General features: G+C 31.9%; 20 protein-coding genes and 1 tRNA gene. 14 read left to right on the top strand and 7 right to left on the bottom strand.

The window, feature by feature from the left end:
• Positions 1–40: 40 nt before the first annotated feature.
• Positions 41–433, bottom strand: coding sequence for an START-like domain-containing protein (locus ACZIX2_RS07310; protein ID WP_463339435.1), 393 nt, complete (start codon positions 431–433; stop codon positions 41–43).
• 147 nt (positions 434–580) lie between these two features.
• On the opposite strand from ACZIX2_RS07310, the gene ACZIX2_RS07315 reads away from it, so the two are divergent.
• Both ACZIX2_RS07315 and ACZIX2_RS07320 read left to right on the top strand, forming a co-directional pair.
• Positions 581–654 (top strand) — tRNA-Met (locus ACZIX2_RS07315).
• Between the two features lie 263 nt (positions 655–917).
• A complete protein-coding gene (locus tag ACZIX2_RS07320; RefSeq protein ID WP_463339436.1) occupies positions 918–1,091 on the top strand; it encodes a hypothetical protein in 174 nt (57 codons plus the stop codon).
• A gap of 32 nt (positions 1,092–1,123) precedes the next feature.
• Here the strand turns inward: ACZIX2_RS07320 and ACZIX2_RS07325 are convergent, their stop codons facing one another.
• Positions 1,124–1,585 carry a DUF4442 domain-containing protein gene (locus tag ACZIX2_RS07325; protein ID WP_463339437.1) on the bottom strand — a complete coding sequence of 154 codons (462 nt, stop codon included), beginning with the start codon at positions 1,583–1,585 and terminating at the stop codon, positions 1,124–1,126.
• A gap of 37 nt (positions 1,586–1,622) precedes the next feature.
• On the opposite strand from ACZIX2_RS07325, the gene ACZIX2_RS07330 reads away from it, so the two are divergent.
• From ACZIX2_RS07330 to ACZIX2_RS07350, 5 genes are all read left to right on the top strand, one after another.
• Positions 1,623–1,790 carry a hypothetical protein gene (locus tag ACZIX2_RS07330; protein WP_463339438.1) on the top strand — a complete coding sequence of 56 codons (168 nt, stop codon included), beginning with the start codon at positions 1,623–1,625 and terminating at the stop codon, positions 1,788–1,790.
• Positions 1,791–1,915: 125 nt separating this feature from the next.
• Complete coding sequence (locus ACZIX2_RS07335; RefSeq protein WP_463339439.1) at positions 1,916–2,371, top strand: DUF4870 domain-containing protein; 456 nt, start codon at positions 1,916–1,918, stop codon at positions 2,369–2,371.
• Between the two features lie 118 nt (positions 2,372–2,489).
• Positions 2,490–2,822: a PadR family transcriptional regulator gene (locus ACZIX2_RS07340; protein WP_463339440.1), complete on the top strand. Its 333-nt coding sequence runs from the start codon at positions 2,490–2,492 to the stop codon at positions 2,820–2,822.
• A gap of 2 nt (positions 2,823–2,824) precedes the next feature.
• Positions 2,825–4,543 (top strand): PspC domain-containing protein, encoded by a 1,719-nt coding sequence (locus tag ACZIX2_RS07345; RefSeq protein ID WP_463339441.1) that lies wholly within the window; start codon positions 2,825–2,827, stop codon positions 4,541–4,543.
• Positions 4,544–4,545: 2 nt separating this feature from the next.
• Complete coding sequence (locus ACZIX2_RS07350; protein WP_463339442.1) at positions 4,546–5,286, top strand: head GIN domain-containing protein; 741 nt, start codon at positions 4,546–4,548, stop codon at positions 5,284–5,286.
• A gap of 60 nt (positions 5,287–5,346) precedes the next feature.
• Here ACZIX2_RS07350 and trxB read toward each other — a convergent pair whose 3' ends face one another.
• From trxB to ACZIX2_RS07370, 4 genes are all read right to left on the bottom strand, one after another.
• Positions 5,347–6,294, bottom strand: coding sequence for a thioredoxin-disulfide reductase (gene trxB / locus ACZIX2_RS07355; protein ID WP_463339443.1), 948 nt, complete (start codon positions 6,292–6,294; stop codon positions 5,347–5,349).
• Between the two features lie 292 nt (positions 6,295–6,586).
• Positions 6,587–7,753, bottom strand: coding sequence for a response regulator (locus tag ACZIX2_RS07360; protein ID WP_463339444.1), 1,167 nt, complete (start codon positions 7,751–7,753; stop codon positions 6,587–6,589).
• Positions 7,754–7,775: 22 nt separating this feature from the next.
• The gene (locus ACZIX2_RS07365; protein WP_463339445.1) at positions 7,776–8,939 is read right to left on the bottom strand and encodes a glycosyltransferase; all 1,164 of its coding nucleotides are present in this window, start codon (positions 8,937–8,939) and stop codon (positions 7,776–7,778) included.
• Positions 8,940–8,960: 21 nt separating this feature from the next.
• Positions 8,961–10,199, bottom strand: coding sequence for an MATE family efflux transporter (locus ACZIX2_RS07370; protein WP_463339446.1), 1,239 nt, complete (start codon positions 10,197–10,199; stop codon positions 8,961–8,963).
• 1,063 nt (positions 10,200–11,262) lie between these two features.
• On the opposite strand from ACZIX2_RS07370, the gene ACZIX2_RS07375 reads away from it, so the two are divergent.
• The 7 genes from ACZIX2_RS07375 (at position 11,263) to ACZIX2_RS07405 (ending at position 20,167) form a co-directional block, all read left to right on the top strand.
• A complete protein-coding gene (locus ACZIX2_RS07375; RefSeq protein ID WP_463339447.1) occupies positions 11,263–11,676 on the top strand; it encodes a response regulator in 414 nt (137 codons plus the stop codon).
• A 253-nt stretch (positions 11,677–11,929) separates the two neighbouring features.
• On the top strand, positions 11,930–14,227 hold the full coding sequence (locus ACZIX2_RS07380; RefSeq protein WP_463339448.1) for a PAS domain S-box protein: 2,298 nt from the start codon (positions 11,930–11,932) through the stop codon (positions 14,225–14,227).
• Between the two features lie 59 nt (positions 14,228–14,286).
• Positions 14,287–15,420, top strand: coding sequence for an FIST signal transduction protein (locus ACZIX2_RS07385; RefSeq protein WP_463339449.1), 1,134 nt, complete (start codon positions 14,287–14,289; stop codon positions 15,418–15,420).
• Entirely contained in the window at positions 15,420–16,460 is a 1,041-nt protein-coding gene (locus ACZIX2_RS07390; RefSeq protein ID WP_463339450.1) for a sensor histidine kinase, read from the top strand. Before ACZIX2_RS07385 ends, ACZIX2_RS07390 begins: the two co-directional genes overlap by 1 nt.
• On the top strand, positions 16,447–16,773 hold the full coding sequence (locus ACZIX2_RS07395) for an Hpt domain-containing protein (RefSeq protein WP_463339451.1): 327 nt from the start codon (positions 16,447–16,449) through the stop codon (positions 16,771–16,773). Before ACZIX2_RS07390 ends, ACZIX2_RS07395 begins: the two co-directional genes overlap by 14 nt.
• Positions 16,774–16,776: 3 nt before the next feature.
• Entirely contained in the window at positions 16,777–17,487 is a 711-nt protein-coding gene (locus ACZIX2_RS07400) for a LytR/AlgR family response regulator transcription factor (protein WP_463339452.1), read from the top strand.
• A gap of 226 nt (positions 17,488–17,713) precedes the next feature.
• Positions 17,714–20,167 carry a DUF4114 domain-containing protein gene (locus ACZIX2_RS07405; RefSeq protein ID WP_463339453.1) on the top strand — a complete coding sequence of 818 codons (2,454 nt, stop codon included), beginning with the start codon at positions 17,714–17,716 and terminating at the stop codon, positions 20,165–20,167.
• A gap of 312 nt (positions 20,168–20,479) precedes the next feature.
• On the opposite strand, the gene ACZIX2_RS07410 is transcribed toward ACZIX2_RS07405, so the two are convergent.
• Entirely contained in the window at positions 20,480–22,534 is a 2,055-nt protein-coding gene (locus tag ACZIX2_RS07410) for a tetratricopeptide repeat protein (RefSeq protein ID WP_463339454.1), read from the bottom strand.
• Positions 22,535–22,607: the final 73 nt, after the last annotated feature.

Raw genomic sequence — 22,607 nt, forward strand, 5'->3', positions numbered from 1 at the left:
CTAAAATTTAGGGCAAAGATAAGGTTTAAAATACAAAAAACTATACAGATCCTATGAGATGTTTCAAATCGGATATTTGATTTTCCCACAGTTTTCTAGCTTCTGCAACTTCGTTTTTCTCAGCAAAATCAATAACCAACAAAGATACGTCTTTAGTAAGTTCGTCTTCTAAAATATGTAATTCAAAAAAATATTCCGTATCCTTATTTTTCTCATCTACCCATCTGAATTTTACTTTTTCACCTGATTTTTTCGAGGCCAAACGAGCTTTCTCTTGAGAATCATCCCAAATAAAAGTAAAAAATTCTCCCCTTGAATTTACATCGTCAGCAAACCATTCAGCCAAACCAGAAGGAGTAGAAATGTATTGATACAATAACTGAGGAGATGAATTAATCGGAAACTCAATCTCATATCTTACTTTTTGGTCCATGTTGATTTTTTTTTCGAAATATAAGAATATAATGCCAAAAACAATGCGTTTGAAAAAAATATTTTTTTTAATGAAATTAACTTGCTTAATATAATTTTATAGCTATATTTGCACCCGAATTCAGGGATTACATTTTTAATCCGATTCGGCGAGATAGCTCAGTTGGTTAGAGCGCAGGATTCATAACCCTGAGGTCCCGAGTTCAAATCTCGGTCTCGCTACAAGGTTGAAAAATCAAAAAACACAGATTTTATGCGGTTTTAAAGCAATTTAAAACCGTTTTTTTATGCCTAAAACTTTCGCTCTTCCTCAAAGTAAAGAATCAAAAAGCAGCATTATACACAATAAAACAGTAATTTTAAATGAATTACCAATACCACTCCACATACAAAAATCCTAAAAAAAATTTTCATCTGTTTTAGGATAAATATATATCTTTATATTTGATATTAAAATGTAATTATCTATCCTAAAAAATAATCAAATGAAAAAAATAGCCTACGTTCTAGCATTAGCTTTTTTCAGCTTAACAATCCAAGCACAAGAAACTCCAGCAAAAGAAAAAGCAAAAAAAGAATCCACCAGCAAAAAGCAAACAAAAAAATCATCATGTTCGATGGAAAGCAAAAAATGCTGTTCTTCAAAAAAGACAAATTAAAAAAAGCCTCATTGAGGCTTTTTTTATATACTTTAAATACAATATTTCACTTTGATACTCCATTCAAAATCCATTTCCGATACCTGAATGCCTTTTTCATCGGTACCAATGGATTTCATCCAAAAAGTTTGCCCCTCTCCTGTTGCTATAGTTTTTTGAATAGCTTCTTCAATTAAATGTCCATCATTGCATATAAATATAATTCTACCCGTGGCTTTTTTTGTAAAATTACCTTTGTTGTTGGCTACCAACATAGATATTTTTCTACCACTTTTTTGAATTTGATACATCACTAAAGCGCCAGTCGACAACTCGGCCGCCATGGCTTGCACCGCAAAATACATTGAATTGAAAGGATTTTGATTAATCCAGCGGTGTTTTACACTCACCACACATTTTCTTTCATCAATAGCTTTTACCCTCACCCCACATAAAAAAGCGGAAGGTAACTTGAATAGCAAGAATTGATTCAATTTTGATACGTTTATTTTCATTTGGTTATAGTTTCTTGTAAAAATAAAAAAAAATAGTATGCATGCATATATTCGATACCAAGATTGTAATAAAGACCCTCTATCCTATATGTATAAAATTACCACAAGTTCAAATCTAAAGAAATCCAGACATCATAATCAGGCTAATTTCTACATGTTTTTCTATCAACCCAAAATCACCCCCGTTTCACAATCCTTTCACTAACAACTTCTTAAACCCAGAAAAACAGCGTATTTTGTTAATTTTTTGTTAACAATTACTACTATGCGTTACATAATACTTGTTTTTAGACATATATTTGTATTAGAAATTACTATATACAATTAATCATGGAAACAACATCAGAAAAAAACCTGGCCACTTTTACTCATCTTAGTACCTTGAGCCAGTATATAATTCCGTTTGGCAATTATATCTTTCCAATCTTAATTTGGACCTCCAAAAAAGAACAATCCGAATTTGTAGATCATCATGGCAAACAAGCCATTAATTTTCAATTGAGTATGCTTATTTACTCTTTGGTTTTGGCAGCAATAGCATTACCGATTTTAATTTTTACTGTTTTGAACAATATGACTTTTAATGAATTCTATCATAATCACGGCTTAGTGATAAAAGATTTTAATTTTGAAGATCACATTGGACTTATTACCGTTGGAATCATCGCAGCTCTAGCCTTTGTGGGATTCAAAATAGCCGAATTTTTCTTAATCATTATTGCGGCAGTCAAAGCCTCAAACGGCGAAAAATACGAATACCCATTTACGATCCCCTTTATAAAGTAATCAATTATAAAGTATATAGTAGTCTCATCAACACTATACAATCATCAAATGTTTCAGCAATGAAAAACAATCAAAAAACGAACAGTTTATTTCAGTATCAAAAATCAAACTTAAAATCATGAACATTGAAAACACAAAAGCACAGATGCGTAAAGGTGTTCTCGAGTTTTGCATCTTATCAGTATTAAAAGAAAAAGATGCTTATACTTCAGAAATATTAGACACTTTAAAAGACGCCAAATTGTTAGTAGTTGAGGGCACTATTTACCCACTCTTAACTCGATTGAAAAACGATGGTTTATTAAACTATCGATGGGAAGAATCAACTTCTGGCCCACCAAGAAAATACTATGGTTTAACCGAAATTGGACAAACATTTTTAAATGAATTAAGCGGTACATGGAATGAATTATCCGAAGCCGTACATCTTATCACCAACCAAAAGAAATAGTCATGAATAAAACAGTAAATATCAATTTAGGCGGAATGTTCTTCCATATTGACGAAGATGCATACCAAAAGTTATCTCGCTACTTTGAAGCAATTAAACGCTCTTTAGCCAATTCTTCAGGTCAAGAAGAAATCATTAAAGATATCGAAATGCGCGTATCCGAACTTCTAGATGAGAAACAAAAAAGCGACAAACATGTTGTAGGCTTAAAAGATGTTGATGAAGTAATCGCTGTAATGGGACAACCTGAAGATTATATCATTGAAGAAGATTCTTCGGCTCAAAAATTTAGCAATTATGAACCAAGAACTACTAAAAAACTATACCGCGACAAAGAAAAAGGTATGATTGGAGGTGTAGCTACTGGACTTGGACATTACTTTGGCATTGATGCGGTTTGGTTAAAAATCATGTTCTTAATTTTTGTATTCGCTGGGTTCGGTACTGGTATATTAGCTTACATCATTTTATGGATTGTAACTCCAGAAGCAGTAACAACCTCTGAAAAATTAGAAATGACTGGCGAACCGGTAACCATTGCCAATATCGAAAAAAAAGTTCGCGAAGAATTTGACAGTGTATCCGATAAAATTAAAAATGCCGATTATGATAAAATGGGAACTCAAGTTAAATCTGGAGCTCAAAAAATAGGCAATTCATTGAGTGATTTTATTATGACTGTATTTAAAGTATTCGCTAAAATACTTGGTGTTGTTTTGATAATGATTGGACTTTCGGTTTTGATAAGTCTGTTTATCGGAGTTTTTACTTTGGGTTCATCAGCATTTATTGACTTTCCTTGGCAAGACTTCATTGAAGCAGGTAACTTTGCAGACTATCCCGTTTGGAGTTTTGGACTACTCATGTTTTTTGCTGTTGGAATTCCATTCTTCTTCTTGACTGTTTTGGGCTTTAAATTGTTATCACCAACCATTGGTTCCATTGGAAACATAGCCAAATACAGTTTGCTTGCGCTTTGGATTATATCGGTTGCAATATTAATATCTATTGGTATTCAAACAGCATCTCAAGTAGCTTATGACGGAAAAACTGTGGAAAAACAAAGTCTACCCATTACCGCAAACGACACTTTGGCAATAAAATTCAAATACAACGATTATTTCACTAAAGACATTAATGATCATTCTGAATTTGAATTTTTACAAGATTCTGCCAACAACAAAGTCATTTATTCCAACAATGTTAGCCTACGCCTATTGTATACTGAAGAAAAATCACCTTACATTCAAGTGGAAAAAACAGCCAAAGGCAAAACATTTCAAGAAGCAAAAATTAGAGCTGAAAAAATTCAATATCATTTGAAATTTGAAAATAAAACTTTGTATTTAGACAATTATTTTATTACCGATATTAAAAGCAAATTCAGAGGACAAGAAATCGAATTGTATTTATATCTACCAGAAGGCACTTTCATAAAACCTGATGCATCTGTTCAAAACTTCGACCACTCTGACAATTCATTTTTTAACTTACATTATAGTTCAGATAATTATGTATATAGAGTAAGTAATTCACAAATTAAATGTTTGAATTGCCCAGCAGATGAAAATGAATGGGATGATGTTGACAACAACGATTCTGTTGATGTGAATATTAATGAGGATGGAATTTCTATCAAAAAAGATACTACCATCAAATCCGGAAAGGATTTTAAAGAACTTCGTATCAACAAAGACGGTATCATTATTAAAACCAAATAATCATGCTTAAAATCATCACCCTAGTAACAAAATTCATCATTGTTACTTTAGCCGCACTGCTTTTTGCTTCCTGCAATATGGTATCACAAATAAATGGCATCAAAGGAAGCGGACACGTTACTACGGAAAAAAGAATTGTAAATGGCAACTTTACTCAAGTATCTGTTAGCAACGCCATTGATTTAGTGCTAGAGCAAAGCGACAAAGTAGAAATCATAGTAGAAGCCGATGATAATTTGCAAAACGGAATTACAACAGAAGTCAACAATGGAAAGTTAGAAATTGGTTGCAAATACAATGGATTCAGCAACATCACTTCCAAAAAAGTTGTGGTTCGAACACCTTTCCTTGAAAGTATAGAAGCCAATAGTGCGGCTACAGTTACTAATCAAGGTATTATCAAAGCCTCGGAGATAACTATAGATGGCTCAAGTGCCGCTACAATCGATTTACATATCGAAGCGGAAAAAATCTACTGCAACGCTAGCAGCGCAAGTACAATAAATATAAAAGGAAAAGGTCTGAATGCCTACTATAAAACCTCTAGCGCAGGCACTATCAAAGCAGCCGATTTATTCATCAACGACATACAATCAAAGGCTTCAAGTGGAAGTCATCAAATTATAAACCCTAGAGTCAACTTGATTGCTGAAGCCTCTAGTGGTGCAAGTATAAAATACAAAAACAAACCTATAAGTCTTTCAAAAGACACATCTTCCGGAGGTTCTGTTTCTCAAGAATAGGCAAATAAAACCAAAAAGTCCTTTTTTCAAGGACTTTTTGGTTTTTAATACTTTATAGTATTATGCTTTGGCAGCTAAATATCGTTCGGCATCCAATGCGGCCATACAACCTGTACCTGCAGCAGTAATAGCTTGGCGGTATACGTGATCGGCAGCGTCTCCTGCCACGAAAACTCCTGCCACATTCGTTTTGGAACTCCCAGGAACATTTACGATATATCCCGTTTCGTCTAAGGTCAAGTAATCCTTGAAAATATCAGTGTTGGGTTTGTGACCAATGGCTACAAAAAATCCAGTTGCTGGAATATCATACACTTCATCGGTGGTTTTGTTTTTTACTTTGATAGCCGAAACCACTTGTTCATCTCCTAAAACTTCAACGGTATCGTGGTTTAAAAGGATTTCGATGTTTTCAGTTTTGCGTACTCTTTCTTCCATAATTTTAGAAGCTCTGAATTTTTCGCTTCTAACCAACATCGTTACTTTTTTACACAACTTAGATAAGTAGTGTGCTTCTTCGCAAGCAGAGTCACCCGCTCCAACGATCACTACTTCTTGATTTCTGTAGAAAAATCCATCGCAAACGGCACAAGCGGAAACTCCTCCACCCATTTTTAAATAATGTTGTTCTGATGGCAAACCTAAATATTTTGCAGAAGCTCCTGTGGAAATAATTACAGTTTCGCAATTTAATTCAATGGAGTCGTTAATCCAAACTTTGTGAATATCGCCAGAGAAATCAACTTTGGTAGCCCAACCATCGCGCACATCGGCACCAAAACGTTGCGCTTGTTGTTGCAACTGAATCATCATTTCTGGTCCTGTAATTCCGTCTACATAACCTGGAAAATTTTCTACTTCGTTGGTCGTAGTCAACTGTCCACCTGGTTGCATTCCTTGGTACAAAACTGGATTCATATTGGCTCTAGCAGCATAAATGGCAGCCGTATAACCCGCAGGTCCTGAACCTATAATTAGGCATTTTATTTTTTCGATAGTATTAGACATGACGTATAGTAATTAAAATAGATAAAAAGCAAAAATAGGATTTTAAAAATAATATTCTGCAATGAAGTATTTATTTTGATTATAGGGTAATAAAAAAATCCCTTCTGAAACTCAGAAAGGATTTTGTCTGCATAGCTGGATTCGGTATGCCCCCCTTTTATATCGATTGAATCACTTTTGTCTAGTTTTTACAAAAAAACAACAAGTCATGTTACTCTTTAAAAATAAAAAACTAGAACATTATTTATCAAATACTTAAATGAACATAAAATTTAAGTAGTAGAATATTCTTTTATCTATAATGAACCGCTATTTGCCCTAATTGTCCTACTATTTTTACGGAATCTTTCATGGAAAGTTTGGACCCATCCGCATGAATCCATCTATTTAATGGTTTTTCAAGGATCATTCCTTTGGTTTCATTGAGTCCGTATATTTTTTTCATTCTCATAAAAATTTCTACATCAAATAGCCATTTGGTAATAAATTTTTCTTGAAATGTTTTTTGTACAATTTCTTTGGTCATGATTTTGGCTCCACATTGGGTATCATTGATTTCCATGGACAATGTTTTTCGAATGATAAAGTTGATGGTTTTGCTAATGATGGCTCGTGCGGATTCTTTGGTAATATCTGCGCCCATTCTGGAGATTCGGGATCCAAATACGAGTTTGTATTTTGAATTAGAAATGGCATCGGTTAGATCATTAAAATCTTCGAAATTAGTGGACAAATCAGCATCTAGGAATCCTACATAATCAAATTGGGATTGTTTGGCCAAATGAAGCATTCCTAGGCGCACGGCTTCGGCTTTGCCACCATTTTTTTCGCAGTCATAGATGCTGATGTAGTCTTCTTTTCCTTTGATTAAATCTTGGAGCACTTCTAAAGTTCTGTCTTTGCTGCCGTCATTGACGAAGCAGAGATGGTAGCCTAAATTTTTGTGTACAAATTTTCTAAAATCTTCTCCTAAAAGCCGTTTTTCTTCGTTGTAACAAGGGATTACAACTCCTACACATTTATTTTGTATGTAGCGTTCTTTTCGGTCAATTTGTGGGCTTTTTTCGGCATCTTCTTTTTCTGGGCTTCCTATTAGTCGTTTTACTCGGAGTCCGATTTCACTCAAACTTAATGGTTTTTTCATATAGTCATCAATTCCTAAATCAAACCCTTTGATGATGACTTCTTCGTCTGTATTGCCAGATAAAACCATTATGGGTGTGGTTGCTTTCTTGTCGTGTTTGATGTATTTGACCACTTCCAATCCTGAATTTTCAATATTGAGTTCTTCACCAGATAAATTGATATCTACAATTACCAAACTTGGTGTGTGCAAATCAAATTTCTCAATAGCTTCAGTGATGGTTGTGGCAGTTACCACTTCGTATCCTAGATCGTTTAGCGATTTTTCTAATGATAATAAAACTAATTGTTGATCATCAATAATTAAAATTTTCATGGTGGTTAAGTTTTAGATTTTGCTAAATAGTTTGAAATGCTTTTAGGTACATCGCGACAATTTTGTCCATTGCCAGTGCATTGGCTGCATTGAAATTAGCCATGGCGATATTTTTTCGATGGGTATCATTGAGAAGGATGTTTTGAATTGCGCTCGCTAAGGAATCAACGTTGTCTGGTATAAAGAATTCGCCTTTATAGCCTTCGTCTTTGACCAATAAGGCTAAATCTCCTAGATCTGGCATGATTACAGCTTTACCATAACTACCGGCTTGATGTAAAACTCCTGAACTACCGGTAGTGGAAGTATAGGGAAAAACAACGATGGAACTTTCGGTAAAAATTCGTTCTACATCATTTTCTTCTACATAACCTGTAAAAATATTTCCTTTGATATGTTGGTATTTTTTTTGAACAGATTCAAGATAGCCTGGGGTATTTGGACTATCCGTTCCTGCTATGACAACGACTAGTTCCTCGGGATACATTTTTCTAACTTTTTCTACGGCTTCTATTAGAATTTCTACTTTTTTATAGGTTCCAAATTTTCCAAATGCCATAATTTGAAGTGGTGCCTGTTTTTTATCGAAATTGGGTTCTTGGATTGTTTCGAAGGTGCCGTGAGGGATTAGCAGTACCCTTTTTGTTTTGTATTTGGCTTCTAAAATTTCTTTATACTTGTGAATAGTTACCGCTACTCTATCGGCTTTTAATATGCATTTTGTTAAATTTGTACCTATAAAATTATAGATACTACTTAAAATTTTACTATCCGTAAATCCTGCTTTCTCTAAATCTACTTGCTCGAGTATGTTATGTAACAGCACTATGGTTTTGTATCCCATGAGACGCAAAAACATGGGGGTCAGCAATCCTAAAGCCGAGGGAATTTTTTTATCTCCAAATTTCACAAACTGCAGATTGAATAAAACACAATCGGGCTTGGTTTTATGAACTCTTTTCAAAATGCGAAATAATGTGCGATAACTATTGAATTTCCAACACGATTCCACGCTGATTTTTTCTTTATTTTGAAAATCCAATTGCTTATTTTCTTTCGTTTCATCAGAAAGCAAAATAAGCTCGGATACCTCATCATTTAGCACAAAATTTTTAACCAAATGATATCCGTATTCATTGAGGGTTACCTTGCTTGGAGGGTAGGCGGTTACTACTGCTAATTTCATATTATAATGGCTATTAAATTATTAATTTGAATTGTTTTTATTCAAAAGAAAAAATAAAGTTTGGGACAACAACAATAAAAACATAGCAATCAATTGCATACTAACAACCTGTTCCAAAGAGCTATGATACCATAGGATTAATACAATTTGAAAACCACCAAAAAAAGCGGCTACTACAACAGGAAAGTATTTTTGAATGGATAAAAAATAATAGGCAAAAATATTGGAAATGGCAAAAATCGAAGTCGCTAAGGCATACTTCCAAAGTAAATTGGCAATGGATAGATACGCGTTACCAAAAAGTATTTTGACCATTAACTCCGGGAATAAAAATGTAGCACCTACGATAATTGTAGCCAAAATAACCACATAAAAAACATATTTAAAAAGGACTCCTTGGGTCGCTTTTCCTTCTTTTTGAAGTAAAATAACTTTAGGTAAAAGCAACATCACAAACATCCATGCCACAAAGTAAACCACCCGTCCTATAAGGGCTAAGGAAGCATAGAGTCCTGCGTTATAATTATCAAAGTAATGCTTGACTAGCAAAATATCGCTGTTGTTTATGATTATTAATGTGAATTCATAGCAAGCAGTAATTAAAAAAAACAGCACAATCGGCTTGGTTTGAAGAGGCTCATCAACTTTTCCTTTAGGTTGCATGATTATTTTTTGAAAAGGAATCAATCCTACCACTATAGAAATCAGTATTCCAATGGAGACAAAAATGGAAGAAGTGGTTTTAGGAAAAAAATAAAGCAAGCAAAAAGTTACTGATAATCGGCAAAACATTTCGTAAAAGTAAGTTTTGGAGAGATCCAATAAATTATTTTGTCCCTGATATAAGCCTCTATTCACACTCATTAAAAAATAAAATGGGAGGGAAAACGAAAACACGGTAAAAATAATGGAGGTTTGTGTGTTCAAAATTTGACTTAAATACCCACTAAATACTATTCCAAAAACAGCCAAACTACCACCAAAAAAAACAGCTCTAGTAGCTATAAAACGCAAAAATTGTGATAAAAAAGAATTTGAAAATAAAACAGCATATTTAGCCGAGACGATTTGAAAAGTCATCCCTACAAAGGAAAGCACCAAAAGCAGTGTAATTAGGATGGCTGCATCAGCAAATGCAGCAGGACCTAGAATTCGTCCTAGTAACAAATTATAGAAATAATTACCGAAATTAACAACAAACATGGTAATCATAAAAAATTTATCGGGGCCTAAATTTTTGTAAACCTGTTTTATTTCCATTATTTAGAATTTGATATGCAATATAATTGTTATAATTTTTGAACTTCGTATTTTTCACACATATCTTGCTGATTTCCAAATATAAAAAATTACAATAAACAATTTTAACTTTTTATTAAATAAATTGTTTTTTTACCCAAAATGCGTTTTATACATTATAGCGAAACTGAATTATGCAAAAAACAGCAGCTCACATACTATTTTTAAAAATGAAAACTATGTAAATTGATTATCTCTTAAAAATGCAAGTTAATGAGCTAATACTTGTTTTTTGGAATTTACTCTGACTATTCTAGTGAGAGTAGGTTCTTAATTTTGAGGAAGAAATTCATTATTTGAACTCCTGTAAAAAAAATAAAATGAAATCCGTTGGGTTAAATTGTATTAATGAAATAAATCAAGGAAAGATATCAACCAAAACATACATACTCAGCACCTTGAAATCACAAAACAAACCAGTATTCATGTCAAATTTAGTAGAATTATTTTGGAGTGAAAGGGTTTTCCACTCTATTGATTAACGATAGTAAATGCTCATGGTTTGAATCATTTAAAAAATCAATTATCAGATTGAGTGTTACTTTCCCATTGAGGACATTTACCTTCAACTAAACAATTGTTTTTTTTTTTAATCAGCATAAATCATTATGGAAACACCAATGAGATTGAATATTAAAAGGGTTTAAAAACCGCCATAAATCTATATCAAGTCAAAAAAAAAAAATTTAAACTATTTTATCATTATTTTAATACGAATTAAAAATAAGAAAGAATTATAACAGGTGTTTCGAAGCATTTAACAAGAGTTTTGTCAAAATTAACGGTTCTTACTCTGACTCTCATTACATTAATAAATTTGAAATGTTAATAAATAACATTTCAATCAAAAATTTTTTATTTCAACAAGGGTTAAAATTATTTACTGACTTAATTCTAAAAATTATGAGCATTCAACGATACTTTAATGCATTTCGTCGAAATTAAAATGCCTCTTATCGATTATTTGTTAATCACAAAAATTAATTAATTAAGTTTAAGTTGTGTAAATACTAAACAATAAAAAATGACAAATTCACTCAATATACTTCTAATAGAAGACGATATGATAGAAATCATGAAATTTAATAGAGTTTTAAATAACTTAGGAGGGAATCATAAAATTATTGAGGCCAATAATGGTGAAGAAGCACTTGAAATATTACAGAACAAATCCAGTATTCTAGATATAATCGTTCTTGATTTAAACATGCCAAAATTGAATGGTATAGAGTTCTTAAGAATATTAAAAGATGATCCTATTTTTAAGTATATCCCTTCTATAGTGCTTACCACTTCTAGCAATCATAGTGATTTGCTAGAATGTTACAAAATTGGAATTGCTGGTTATCTTTTAAAACCATTAAAATATGATGATTACATGGTTAGAATAAAAAGACTTATAGAATATTGGAGTACTAATGAGTTAATTGAAAAATAGTTTTTCTTTAAAAATTTTGGAAACACCATAATCTAAAATGATTAGGGTGTTTTTTTTTATCTACATAATACTTATCCCCACTTGTTTTTTCACCTAATTATTTTATCTTTAATGTTTTATATCGATAATATATGCATTTCAAAGATAAATATAGTGTAAATTAGCAATTGTTAATGTTATAGTTAATTGTCTGAATAGTTTAATTTATTATTTGATTTTGTATTTTGAATTGTGATACCTCAAATTTTTAAGTATGGAAAATATTCAATACCATTTCAATCAATCTACCTTTGATGTAATATTTCCTTTTCATATCTTGATTAATGAAGATTCGAATATTAAAAATATCGGATCATCACTACAAAAAATGTGTCCTTCCTTAATAAAAGATTCTAGTTTTTTTGATTTTTTCAAAATTGGAGAACCTTACGGTTCAGTTTATGATTTAAATAGGATCTGTTCTAGCACAAAAGATAGGATAACACTTGATTATTTACCCAATACTGCCATCTCTCTCGAAGGACAAATCACAAAAAGTGATTCTGATTATTTATTTCTAGTCACTCCTATTTTTAAAGACATAGAGAGTATTGAAAATATGGGACTGTCTAATCATGATTTTTCGGTTCATACTCCTATTTTCGAATATCTGTCTGATTTAAAAGGATACCAAGCCCATAACGAAGGTTTGAAGAATATGCTAACTACTGTAAAATTAGAACAGGCAGTTTTAGAGAAAGATAAACAAGAACTTAATAAGATATCTGTAGTTGCAAGTGCTAACAAAAATGGAGTAATTTTCTGTTATCCAGATGGGAAAATTTATTGGTGCAATGACGCTTACGAAAGCTTAACGGGATATACCAAGCATGAAATTTACGGAAGAACGCCTATAGAAATTGGTAAATGCGCGGATACAGATCTTGAGGAAGTAAAAAAAATGATAACAGCTTTTCACGAAAGTAAAACATTTGATGTGGAATTATTGCACAACACAAAAAGTGGTCACTCTTTTTGGTCAAGATCTAAAGGACAGCCCATAAAAAGTGAAAGTGGATTTACTCATTATTTTGCGATGATTGATGATATAACGCTTGAAAAACAAAAAGAAGAGAAATTACATATTTTGTCGTCCATAGCAGATGTAAATATTAACGCAGTAATTATTTCTGATAAAAACGGCAATATTGAATGGGTTAATAAAAGTTTTGAAAAAATGACGGGATATACCTCCGATGAGGTTATAGGAAAGAGACCAGGAAATTTTTTACAAGGTGAAGAAACGGATCCGGAAACTGTAAAATATTTAAGGAATCAAATAGCAAAAGGAGAACCTTTTAATTGTGATATTCTAAATTATTCAAAATCTAAACAAAAATACTGGATTCGAGTACAAGGACAGGCTTTACGGGATAAATATGGTAAAATTTTTAAATTTTTTGCGATAGAGCAAGATGTTAGCCTTGAAAAAAATTTTTTAGAATCTATCAAAGTAGAGAAGGATAAGTACAGCAATGTTATCGCAAGTATGAAAATGGGACTTCTTGAGGTAAATCTAGAAGACGAAATAGTATTTGCAAATCAAACTTTTTGTGATATCACTGGCTACACTATTTCAGAATTGATAGGTAAAAAATCAGATTTTTTCTATTTCAATGCTGGTGAAAATGTATTAAATCTTAAACACAATAAAACGGAAGGTATCATTTCCTATGAAGTAAAAGTTAGAATCAAAAATGGGACAGAAAAATATTTACTCATAAGTGGAGCTCCAAATTATAATGTAAAAGGAGAGTTGATCGGATCCATAGGAGTACATTTGGATGTTACAGATCAAAAAAAATTAGAGCATCAAAAGGAACAACTCTTGTTGCGTTTAGAAAATCAAAATGAGCAATTGAATAATTATGCCCAAATTGTAGCTCATGATTTAAAATCACCACTAAGAAGTATTCACGCTTTGATTTCTTGGATCAAAGAAGATAATCAAGATGCCTTAAACATGAATACTTTGGATTACTTGAACAAAATACAAGGTAAAGTCGAAAAGATGGATCACTTTATCCAAGGAATTTTGACGTACTCTAAAATTGATACTATCGAACTTACAACGGATTTTGTTGATGTTAATGATATCATTAACAATTTAATAAGCATCATCCATATTCCTGAAACGGTGACGGTGCAAATTGTTCAAAAATTACCTACAATAAGAGCCGATAAATATAGAATGCAGCAACTTTTTCAAAACCTAATTGGAAATGCCGTTACCTATGTTGATAAAAACCCGGGATGGGTTAAAGTAGATTTTAAGGAAGATGAAAATAATTATGTATTTTCAATAGAAGACAATGGCCCCGGCATAGCAAAAGAGAATCAAGAAAGGGTATTTGCTATATTTCAATCATTTACAAAAAATGAGCATTCAACAGGTATCGGACTGTCTATTGTTAAAAGAATTATTGACAACTACAAAGGCGAGATTTGGATTGAAAGTGAAGTAAAAGTTGGCACAACATTTTTTGTTAGAATTCCTAAAAATATTTTATAGAGCGCAAATTCAGATTGTAGATAATAAATCAGTAGTAACCTTACATATATTTTTTGCTTATGAAAATTATACAAGCATATTTGATGCAAAACCAAGAATGGTGTTATTTGTCACCAAAAATAGAGGTAAAGAATCCATTAGTTTTCGTTTTTGGAAATCGTGCTATGTTAGAAAACACTATGATTATCGATGCAGTTAGAGAGGAATTTCCTTATGAAGATATTGTGTATGGCTCTACATCAGGTGAAATTCTGGCCACTAATGTTTTTGATGAATCGATTACAGTCACTGTTGTTGAATTTGAAAAATCAAGTTTTATTATCAAAAGGGCTAATATTTTGGATTATAATTTTGATGCAGTTAAATTAGGTGTAGATTTGTATGCACAGTTTCCTGAACAAAACCTCAAGCATCTCTTTTTGATATCTGAAGGAAGTTTTGTTAATGGTAGTGCCTTAATTCAAGGCTTGGAAACCGATTTAAAAGACAAGCATATCATTTCTGGCGGTATGTGTGGAGATGGCCATAAATTTGAAAAAACAGTTGCCTCATACAAAGAATATCCCAAAGCAGGTGAAGTAGTACTGATCGGTTTTTATGGTGATAGTTTGGAATTTTCGGTAGCTAGTGTAGGAGGTTGGAGTGCCTTTGGGCCTGAACGAATGATCACAAAATCAGATCAAAATGTGCTTTATGAAATTGATGGATTACCTGCATTAGAATTGTATAAAAAATATTTAGGAGAGTTAGCCAACGAATTGCCGCAATCTTCTCTCTTGTATCCCTTAAATGTTACTAAAGAAAACAAAGATAGACCTGTTGTTAGAACCATTTTAAGTATTGACGAAAATAATAATTCAATGACACTTGCAGGTGATGTTCCTATGAATTCAAAAGTACAATTAATGATGGCGTCTAATGATGAATTAGTTCAAGGTGCTTATAATGCGGGAAATCAAGCAATGAAAAACCGAGTGAGCCCTCCTCAATTAGCATTAATTGTAAGTTGCGTTGGCCGTAAGCTTGTAATGAAGCAAAGAGTAGAAGAAGAAATTGAAGAAGTTCATAATGTAATTGGTCAAAAAACGGCAATCTGTGGGTTTTATTCTTATGGCGAGATGGCTCCTTTTTCAGATAATACCTTTTGTGAATTACATAATCAAACTATGACATTAACATTAATCAGCGAATAATGAATCCACTTTTAAGCCGACAAATTAAGAAGAAATTGAAACCTGAACAATTAGAAGAGATTCAGGATTTTCTTAATTTAGTTAACGCTTCATATGATGATTTTGATCAACAACTTATCATGTTGCAAAGGGCAATGAAAATTAGTTCAGATGAATTATTTTTTGCCAATCAAAAATTACGTGCAGAAGCCGAAAGTTTAAAAGAAATCAACAAAAAATTAGAAGAAATATTCGAATCAATGAATGTCGAAGTATCCAAAATAAATAAGGATACAGCCTTCAATACTGCCGAGTATTTAAAACAACAAGCTCTCGAAATTGTTTCTATCAATGAACAAAGAGAAATTTTATTGCAAAATTTAGAAAAACAAAATAAAGAATTGAGTGATTATGCTCATGTGGTGTCTCACGATCTTAAGGCTCCTTTACGTAATATTGATACTCTGATTGGTTGGTTCATTTCAGATTATGAGAGAGTAATTGCAAAGGATGGTATGGAATCCTTAAAAAAAGTAATTTTCAATGTTGAAAAAATGGATTTACTCATTAAAGGAATATTAGATTATTCTACCATTGATAAAATTAAGTCCGAAGATCGATTAGTGGATTTTAATCTTTTATGCGACGAAGCTCTTAAAACGATTGAAATTCCTAAAAATATAACAATTACGATTGAAGATGATTTACCGATCGTATATGGTAATTTTGTTAGATTTAAACAAGTTTTATTAAATTTAATTGAAAATGCCGTCAAAAACTCAGATAAAAACTACGGAATTATTTCGTTAGGTTGTATTGATAAATCTGATTATTTTGAATTTTTTGTAAAGGATAACGGTAAAGGCATTAATCCAAAATATTTTGACCGAATCTTTAATGTGTTTACAAAATTAGAAAGTGATACGCAAGCTCCAGGAATTGGACTTTCAATTGTAAAGAAAATTATTTCACTTTACAATGGTAACGTTTGGCTTGAGAGTGAAGAAAAAAAAGGAACTATATTTTATTTTACCTTACCTAAAAACAATGGAAAATCCTAATTTAGAGTACATCAATCAACTTTCTGCAGGAAACAAGGAATTTGAAATCAAAATTATTTCAATCTTAAAATCCGAACTACCTCAAGAAGTTCTAATTTATCAGGAAGCAATTGCGTCAAAGCGATATAAAGCGGCAGCAGATTGTGTGCATAAATTAAAACATAAAGTTTCGTTTTTAGGTTTAATAGAAGGATATGCTATTGCAGAAAAACATGAAGAAGCTTTAAAAAACAACCAAATTGAGATGAAAGTAGAATTTGAAGAAATCTTAAAAAAAATACAAAATTTTGTTGTAACCATAGATAAAGAGTAGCTTATGAATTGTATAATTATTGATGATGAAGCATTAGCAAGGACTGTACTTGCCCAAATGATTGCTACTGAAGAAAAGCTTAACTTGATAAATCATTTTGATAATGCTGTTCATGCCATAAAATTTTTAAATCAAAATGACGTTGATTTAATTTTTTTGGATATTCATATGCCAGATTTTACAGGCTTTGACTTTATACAAATGATTAAATATCCGCCGAAGATTATATTGGTGACGTCTGACAAAAATTTAGCAATTGAAGCTTTTGAGTATGAATGTATCATAGATTATTTAGTAAAACCAATTACTTTAGAACGTTTTCAAAAAGCGGTTCATAAAGTGTTTGTTTCTAAAAATGTAAAACACTTAGATTTTTTAAACACCTCGTTATCCGCAGATTATACCAAGGAATTTTATGTTAACATTGATAGAAGATTGATTAAAATTGAATTTAATTCTTTAACAATTGTTGAAGCAAAAGGGGATTACATTCACATTATAACTGAAAATAAAAATTACATTGTACATTCTACATTAAAAAAAATTGAAGAGAAATTACCAAAACATTTGTTTTTAAAAGTACATCGTTCCTTTATTATTAATGTTACCAAAATTATCGACATTGAAGATAATAGTGTATTAATTACTAAGCAATTAGTACCCGTTAGTCGATCAAATCGACCTGAATTGATGAAACGTTTAAACTTATTATAATAATACTTTTTGAATGGTGTGTCTAAAATTTAGCCTCATTAAATTTTAGAGTAAGATCTCAAGCTATTACAGCTTAATTTTTCTGTAACCCAGGAAAAATGTGCATGTTACTTTTTTTAATCGCAATTTTTTTACTATTCATCGATAGATTTTTTTCGTTTGCCTATTACTCAAATTTAGCATGAAATGTTTTTTTTAAATTAGTACAAATCTAAAATTACAATCTATGAAAACAGCACTACTTTTTTTGGTATTTTTATCAACTTCTTTAGGATATTCCCAAGCCTACAAGTTTTTAGGATCCTACACTTCTGACGGCACACCATTGTATTTTGATACAAAAGATGTTGTTGACAATGCAACTTTGACTCTAGTATCTAATTCTTTACCAGAAAATTACCCTGTACCTACTTACAATCCACAGTATATATCTTCAGGATATGATACTAATATTGTAGTCACAAAACCAGCCGATGTTTGGGTTACCTTTGTAAGTGAAGGAGCAGGATACAAAAATGTTCTAGGATTTTACACTTACGACATTAATAATCCCCCCACTGTTGCTCCTAGTAGTTCAGATATTACTATAATTTTTCCAAATGTTTCCGCCAAAGGAAGCGGTGGTTCATTGCTAGCTGGAGATAAAGTAAAAATTGGTACTTTCCCAGCAGGAACGGGTATTGGATGGGTATTGTTAGCCAATGCATGGAATGGATCAGCGGTGACCAATGGCTTGTGGAGATTATTTTCAGATACGAGATTTAATCCGGAAGGGACCGCTAGTTTAAGACAACACAATGTGTTATTAAATGATCCAACTAACCAGAGAATTTTGTTAGGTTTTGAGGATATCAGAAGAGATTACAGCAATTGTGATCAAGATTTTAATGATGCTATTTTTTATATTACGGCCAACCCTTATGATGCAATTACTTCTGAAAACATCGCAGATGTAAGTATTTCTAATAATGTAACTTCAGGGAACAACGGCGGACTTGAAAGTGAGGGTAGTTTGGCGGTTCTAATTGCTAAAAGAAACTTTAGTAGAATGAAAAATAATTCCTATAATGATAAAAAAGAAACTCAAAAAAAATACATTAAATCCAGTATAGCAGCTAAGAGTAATTCAGGAATTGCTATTAATTCCTTATTACCAATAACTGCTATGTACCGTTCAGAAACTAGTAATGTTTCTAGCCCCAATGATCTAAAAAATATAACTAATGCTACTGAAGTATTTTCAGTAGATTATTATCAAACCAATGAAAGAGTAGCAGCGGTTCTTGCAACTACCACTAAAACAGAAGTATACAGTCATTCAAAAGCAATTTGTGATCGTTTAAACAACTCTTCGTTAGAAGATATTAGGACTATTACTATAGATGATTATGAGATGATTATGAGCAAAATAAAAAGAGAAAACGGAGCTCTTGAATATGCATTGCATTTCTCAATTCTCAATCCAAATGGAACTGCAAAATTGCAGAGTTATTGGAATTTGAGCCAATATCCCAAAGGAGACTATTTCAATTTTCAAGTTTGGGGAATGAATATGGGACAAGTTTGCAGTATTACAAATAGTATCATCAAAGAATTTAAAGCCAAAGCTACACTAACGCAAGATGTGGTATCTGATAAAATCCCTGCTGTTTTTATTCGAAAAGGTGCTTACAAAGACGGAAAGCTAACCCTATCGTTAGTCAATAAATCTAAAGCGACCTCAGTAGTATTTACAGGCAACAAAAAAGTAACGGAATTTTCTACTATCGAGAATTTTTCTAAAAACTTAACTTTAAATGGAAGCTACACTGAAAGTATTGAAGTAGATACAGGATATTTATTCGATTTAGGACTTTCTATTCAAGAAAATAATTCGTCAAAATTTGATGCAGCCTATATGGCTGATGGCCCTTGGGGATTAGATTATCAGGCTGCCGAAACTGTAATTACAAAATTCGAAATTAACAATAAAGCGACAAAAGTATCCAAAGAAGAGGCTTCTAGTAAAGCTAATTTAAATGACTATGTAGTAGAAAGAGATGTCAAAGTGGAAGGTACGGTTAAAGGTACAGTAAACTTATTCAGAAATTTACTTCCTGGAGAATTAGTACTTGACGCAACAGGTTTTTCTTATGTGAAATTTAAAGTAGTGAATAGCAAAGCGCTAGAAATGGTGCTAGTTACAGAAAATTTGACAGATTGGAATAAACGATACCGTCTTCAAGTAGATCCGAACCTCACCGCCAAAGAATTGAGTATTAGTCTAGCAGATTTTAAAAATGCGCAAGGACAAAGCTTTAACAATGAAAAATTAAAAGGATTTGTTTTTTCTACTATTGGCGATTATGCTTCCTTTCAAAGTTTTGCCATAGCCATCAATGATTTGAGGTTATCGACAAACGGCACTTTAGGAATAAATGAATTTTCTTTAGCCACGAACAAAATTTTCAGTTATCCTAACCCATGTTCATTAGAAACCACAATAGTACTTCCTGAATTTACAGAAGAAGCTACGATTAAAATTATCGGAGTTTTAGGTAATTTGATTCAAAACTACAATCAAAAAACGGATTCTAATGAAGTGAAGGTAAATGTAGCCAACCTAAATAAAGGAATTTACTTTTTTGAAGTCACCACAAAAGAGAATAAAAAATACAGTAACAAGTTCATAGTGAATTGATTAATTAGTTATTTTGTAGTAATGTTGAAAGCCACCTTTTATGCACAAAAGGTGGTTTTTTTTATTGGATTCTGGGTTTAACAACTTTTAGATTTGAATAATTAGAACTAAATACTGTTATGCTTTATACTGATTTCTAACAAAGCCGAAAAGAAAGCAATATGAATACTGCGTCTTAGCGAGAATATTGATTTGTAAATTGCTAGCGAAATTGTGTAAGTCGAAATCGGAATTAAATACTATAATTTATGTTGCCAACATCTTACCTTGAAAAAAATGGTTAGGATTTTGAGGGTAATAAAAAAGCTAGCCCTATAATTTAAAAAGTGGAAGTTTGTACAAATACCATTTTATTCGTAATCCGAATTCAGTGTACGTAAATCCAGCCACAGTAACCGATGCGATATTGCTTCGTCCGCCGTATAAATTCATTAGTAATCTATTAGAGAATTTATAGCCAATTTTAGCTTGTACTCGGTAGGTAAACTGTTTTTTATTGTCCTCAATAAATTGGAAGCCCGTGGCCGCATTGGCACTGTAAAACCATTCTTTGGCTAAGCTTATTTTTTCATCTTTCAAACAATCTATAAAAATTTCAAAAGCATTGAATTTACTGGGACTAAAATAGGTGTTTGGAACTTGGTTTTTAAAGCTAATGTATTGATAATTTAATCCTATTTTGGCAGCAGGTTTTGGAAGAATGTTGTAGTAAAGTGAGGTGAAAAGTAAGTTTCTTGTGTTGTCGTCCGTTTGAGTTGTAAAAAAATATTGTGTAAACCAGCCCAGGTTAAAATTACTAGAAAGGTTAAAATTGAAATAGTAATTATTCGTTGCTATTTTCTCTTCAATTAAATCGGTATTGAAATTTTGAACTTCTCTTTTGTATCCCACTTCTAAATCTTGCAATTTGTATGGTTTTATTTTGAAAAATGAATGAAAAAGAGGTTGAGAATAACTAATTTCGGTTGCATTAGCTGTAGTTACCCCTCCTTCAAAATTCCAACTTATTTTAGGATGAAATTTATATTCAAAAGCCAATAAAAAATCATTTGAATTTGCCTGTATGTCTGTTTGTGAATTTCCGGTTTTTCTAAATTGGTAGGTAGCACTTGCTGCCCATTTTGTAGATATTGGAAAGAATAACAAAGTTTTAAATGATTGGGCTGTATTATTTCCATTATCAAATGAATAGCTTATTTTTTCTTCCAAGTAGGGTGTATAATCCTCCTTTATCTTATTTAAAAAGTTTGTGGCATCATTTTGTTTTTTAAAGATTTCAAGTGTTTGATATACTGCTTTAACAGCATCGTCTGTTTTTCCTGAGGCATAAAAAGCGTTGGCAATTCCTAGATTACCATCAAAGGATTTGTTATCATTTTCGAGTATTTTGGAATAATTTGAAATACTACTATTAAATTCACTTTTATAGATAGCAAGGGTGGCGGCTAAGGATAAAACCCAGTTTTCATTAGGGTAAGTTTTGGTTAATTCATCAATTTTATTTGCTGCTGGTGTGTATTTTTTGTTCCAAATTAAGGCTTGAACATTACGTTCTTGTGTTTGTTTGATTAATTCAATTGGTGTTGAAGTCGAAAGTTCGCTGATCGCTTTATTGGAATATTCTAATGCTTTTTTTTCTTTTCCATCTAGATGTTCAAGTAAAGAAAGTCCGTTTAAGGCAAGTATTGGATTTTCTTTCGAAAGTATGCCGTAAGTACTTTTACCTTTGGCAATATTTTTTGTGATTAAATACAAATTGGCTTTATTCAATAAAGTTTCTTTATCTCCGGGAAAATCATTTAGTATTTCGTCATAAAATTGTTCCGCTTTATTATATTCTTTGTCGCTTATTTTTTCGTTTGCGTAGCCTAATTTTATGTATTTTCTGGAGACTAATGCTCCTTGATTGCCTGGAGAAATTTCAAGTGCTCTATTGACTTGTTGCAAGGCTTCGTTGTATTCTTTTAAATTTGAAAGGGTATTTGCATAGCCTAAATGAGCTACAAAATTGCTTTCATAATCCGTAACGAGTACTTTATAAAAAACTTTTGCGTCATCAAATTTTTTATTCCAAAGTAACGATTCAGCATAATTCAGTTTTATTTCGAGATCCTCTGGATATTCGGCTCTTAAGGTTGTGAATAAGGCTAGCGCTTTTTGTGGGTCTTTGTTTAATCCCACAGCTCTGGCATAACAAAGCCTCGCGGTCTTATTTTGAGGATATTCTTTTAAAATAGTATTGAAAAAAATTTCAGCTTGATCAAATTCTCCTTTTTCTAAATTCGAAAATCCAGATTGCATGTTTTGACAAAACAGTAGGGCAGGCATTAATACTAAAAGAAGCAGTAATTTAGCTGAGTTTTTCATGGGTAGGTTTTATAAATGTTACGGGACTAATGCATTGACAATCAATGTCTAATTTACGAAAATAGTTACAACT

It is taken from the genome of Flavobacterium riviphilum (assembly GCF_055231795.1).

What these genes read in the sequence shown, in the direction of transcription:
- ACZIX2_RS07310 (WP_463339435.1), bottom strand. Translation starts at nt 433, where the DNA reads ATGGACCAAAAAGTAAGATATGAGATTGAGTTTCCGATTAATTCATCT.
- ACZIX2_RS07320 (WP_463339436.1), top strand. Translation starts at nt 918, where the DNA reads ATGAAAAAAATAGCCTACGTTCTAGCATTAGCTTTTTTCAGCTTAACA.
- ACZIX2_RS07325 (WP_463339437.1), bottom strand. Translation starts at nt 1,585, where the DNA reads ATGAAAATAAACGTATCAAAATTGAATCAATTCTTGCTATTCAAGTTA.
- ACZIX2_RS07330 (WP_463339438.1), top strand. Translation starts at nt 1,623, where the DNA reads ATGCATGCATATATTCGATACCAAGATTGTAATAAAGACCCTCTATCC.
- ACZIX2_RS07335 (WP_463339439.1), top strand. Translation starts at nt 1,916, where the DNA reads ATGGAAACAACATCAGAAAAAAACCTGGCCACTTTTACTCATCTTAGT.
- ACZIX2_RS07340 (WP_463339440.1), top strand. Translation starts at nt 2,490, where the DNA reads ATGAACATTGAAAACACAAAAGCACAGATGCGTAAAGGTGTTCTCGAG.
- ACZIX2_RS07345 (WP_463339441.1), top strand. Translation starts at nt 2,825, where the DNA reads ATGAATAAAACAGTAAATATCAATTTAGGCGGAATGTTCTTCCATATT.
- ACZIX2_RS07350 (WP_463339442.1), top strand. Translation starts at nt 4,546, where the DNA reads ATGCTTAAAATCATCACCCTAGTAACAAAATTCATCATTGTTACTTTA.
- trxB (WP_463339443.1), bottom strand. Translation starts at nt 6,294, where the DNA reads ATGTCTAATACTATCGAAAAAATAAAATGCCTAATTATAGGTTCAGGA.
- ACZIX2_RS07360 (WP_463339444.1), bottom strand. Translation starts at nt 7,753, where the DNA reads ATGAAAATTTTAATTATTGATGATCAACAATTAGTTTTATTATCATTA.
- ACZIX2_RS07365 (WP_463339445.1), bottom strand. Translation starts at nt 8,939, where the DNA reads ATGAAATTAGCAGTAGTAACCGCCTACCCTCCAAGCAAGGTAACCCTC.
- ACZIX2_RS07370 (WP_463339446.1), bottom strand. Translation starts at nt 10,199, where the DNA reads ATGGAAATAAAACAGGTTTACAAAAATTTAGGCCCCGATAAATTTTTT.
- ACZIX2_RS07375 (WP_463339447.1), top strand. Translation starts at nt 11,263, where the DNA reads ATGACAAATTCACTCAATATACTTCTAATAGAAGACGATATGATAGAA.
- ACZIX2_RS07380 (WP_463339448.1), top strand. Translation starts at nt 11,930, where the DNA reads ATGGAAAATATTCAATACCATTTCAATCAATCTACCTTTGATGTAATA.
- ACZIX2_RS07385 (WP_463339449.1), top strand. Translation starts at nt 14,287, where the DNA reads ATGAAAATTATACAAGCATATTTGATGCAAAACCAAGAATGGTGTTAT.
- ACZIX2_RS07390 (WP_463339450.1), top strand. Translation starts at nt 15,420, where the DNA reads ATGAATCCACTTTTAAGCCGACAAATTAAGAAGAAATTGAAACCTGAA.
- ACZIX2_RS07395 (WP_463339451.1), top strand. Translation starts at nt 16,447, where the DNA reads ATGGAAAATCCTAATTTAGAGTACATCAATCAACTTTCTGCAGGAAAC.
- ACZIX2_RS07400 (WP_463339452.1), top strand. Translation starts at nt 16,777, where the DNA reads ATGAATTGTATAATTATTGATGATGAAGCATTAGCAAGGACTGTACTT.
- ACZIX2_RS07405 (WP_463339453.1), top strand. Translation starts at nt 17,714, where the DNA reads ATGAAAACAGCACTACTTTTTTTGGTATTTTTATCAACTTCTTTAGGA.
- ACZIX2_RS07410 (WP_463339454.1), bottom strand. Translation starts at nt 22,534, where the DNA reads ATGAAAAACTCAGCTAAATTACTGCTTCTTTTAGTATTAATGCCTGCC.